Origin of the sequence: Candidatus Nitrosopumilus sp. (genome assembly GCF_029882185.1) — an archaeon.
In the GTDB taxonomy this organism is placed as follows: Archaea; Thermoproteota; Nitrososphaeria; order Nitrososphaerales; family Nitrosopumilaceae; genus Nitrosopumilus.
The window spans coordinates 1-1,953 of record NZ_JAOULD010000098.1; the positions used below are offsets into that span (position 1 = coordinate 1).

The following is a 1,953-nucleotide window of genomic DNA, read 5'->3' on the forward strand; positions in this document are numbered from 1 at the left end:
TTAAGAACAATCCCATAGATCCGATGCCGACTGCCTCACGGCCAATACTCTTTATTTTTGCATATGGGAATTCTATTCCAATTACAAAAAGAAGTAAAATGACGCCAATTTCAGCAAAAAGATTTAACGCAGAAATATCAGACAGAATTCCCACACCTCCTAAAATTTGAGAAGGATTACCATCAGGCAAAATCCAAGACCAGACAGGAGAAAGTGGTCCAAGTAACATTCCTGCAAAAAGATAACCTATGATTAATGGTTGTTTTATTTTAAAAAATGCAAGAGTCACCACAGCACCAATTATCATAATGAATGCCAGATCAGTAACAAAACTCGTATGAGGTAATTCAGGAGTGATTTGCTCAATCAAACTATTCACAGTGCTGTTAAGGGAGCTATGAATTCCGCTTGAATCCAATTGAAGTGAAATACGCTCCATGATGGTCAGTTATCAAATTTGTTTAAAAGTGAATCTTAATGAAAATTCAAAAGAGAAGACTAATTGAATTCAGACAGATTCAAAAATGTTCGGAAATGTTTAACCTCTTTATGCCTAATTATCATAATCCATGTGCAGAGTGATGAGTAGGTCAACTGAATAGAATGAAGAGATATGACCTTGGGGTATCTGACTGCATAATTGGTTACAGTGTAATCACCTTGTCCTTAATAGTACGGTACCATACCGTACTATATGATTCAATGTGAATATTGTCCAAGAGGGTTTATTGAAACAGCAAATGGGCTAGCTGAAAAGACATTTCATGAGTTACTACATGAACCAGAAGTTGTAAACAAGTAACTCTTTACATTTTTTATTTCAGACCCAACTTTTTTATCTTCAAATTTTTAACTCAACTTACATGGTTACTAAAACATCAAGTAAAAAAATAACAAATCAAGTAAAGAAAGTAACAAAAAGAGAACCAAGTTCATCAGCATTACTTAAAAAAGTAGCATCAGTATCAGACACCAACAAGACATTACAAAAAGAGATCAAAGTAATGTCGAAAATTTTTGGCGAAAATCAAAAAGTGTTAGTATCAATGAAAGGAATGATAGACACGTTAACATCTACATTAGAGCATATTCAAAAACAATCAAAACAAATTGACATTATAGAAGATGATACTCAAAAACTATTTGCAGGATTAAATCAAGTTAGAACACAATCTAATTTGGTTACAAAGATAAATGATCAAACTGTAAAATTGCAAGAAGAAATAAACAGAATTTCAGAATTACAAAAAATTTCCAAATCACAAGAATTATCCCAACAAGTAGAAGACAGTATAAATTCAATTAAGAATAATTCTCAGATGATCATTAAAATTGCTCAAAGAATTGATGAAGTAAGAGAGGATCTAAGAAAAGTTTCAGGGAAAACAGATTCATTTATAGAAATTGGAAATGAGATAGACAATTTAAAAACAAGTATAGAAGAGATTTCAGGAAAAACTGCAAAGTTAGATACAGGATCTCAGATCATAGAAAGCCTCAAACAGGAATTTGAAAGAATTGCTGAAGGGGCATCAACAGCATCAAACCTGAATACAGAATTAGATGCAATCAAAATCACAATTGACGCCATATCTTCCAAAGCCTCAAAAATAGATTCATTAGGACTGGTAATTGAAGGACTCAAGCAACAATTTGATACAATAGCGGCAAAGGCAAATTCTTTAGACAATTTGAGCATCGAATCCATAAAAGAATTAGGAGGAAAAATAGATAAAATTGAAACAGAGATTGGAGCGCTTGCAAAGAGAGCAGATGCAACTGCATTTGTTGGCGAAGGACTCAAATCAGTTCAAACAGATTTCTCAGATTTCAAACGAAATGTATTTGATAAAACAAACAGTATTGAACAAAAGATTTCTTCAGTTTCAGACACATTAAAGAGACAAGATGAATCAACTAAAGAATTTCATGAAAAATCTGAGAAATTATTTG

General features: G+C 32.4%; 2 protein-coding genes. One reads left to right on the top strand and one right to left on the bottom strand.

The annotated features are described in order from the left end of the window. A partial coding sequence (locus OEW78_RS10515) for a cation:proton antiporter (RefSeq protein ID WP_300327240.1) occupies positions 1-439 on the bottom strand: 439 nt, incomplete at its 3' end. A 424-nt stretch (positions 440-863) separates the two neighbouring features. Between OEW78_RS10515 and OEW78_RS10520 the strand changes: the two genes are divergently transcribed. Beyond that, positions 864-1,953, top strand: a 1,090-nt coding sequence (locus tag OEW78_RS10520) for a chemotaxis protein (protein ID WP_300327241.1), incomplete at its 3' end; no start/stop codon positions are given.